The 261-nt window shown below is 66.3% G+C and carries 1 protein-coding gene; it reads left to right on the top strand.

Annotated features, from left to right (window positions below; translation table 11 throughout):
- On the top strand, window positions 1-261 hold a 261-nt coding region (locus tag SB765_RS30840), incomplete at both ends, for an FUSC family protein (protein ID WP_410932649.1).

Below are 261 nucleotides of genomic sequence, written 5' to 3' on the forward strand. Positions count from 1 at the left end.
CCGGCAGCGCGCTTTTTGTCAGCGGCTGCGCTACTTCTGCTGGATGTACCTCAACGTGCTGCGCTGGATCCGCCTGCTGGATCGCGCCGATGCCGACACCCGCTTTCAGCCACCGCCGGTTCCGGCGCTGGCGCGCGACAGTGACAGCGCCGAGGCGGGCTGGAGCGCCCTGCGTACCTTCTGCGTTATCGTGCTGGGCTGCGCCTTCTGGATCAATACGCAATGGTCTTCCGGTGCCGCCGCGCTCACCTTAACCGCCAT

The sequence above is a fragment of the Pseudomonas sp. SIMBA_067 genome, assembly GCF_046534675.1.
Lineage (GTDB): Bacteria > Pseudomonadota > Gammaproteobacteria > Pseudomonadales > Pseudomonadaceae > Aquipseudomonas > Aquipseudomonas putida.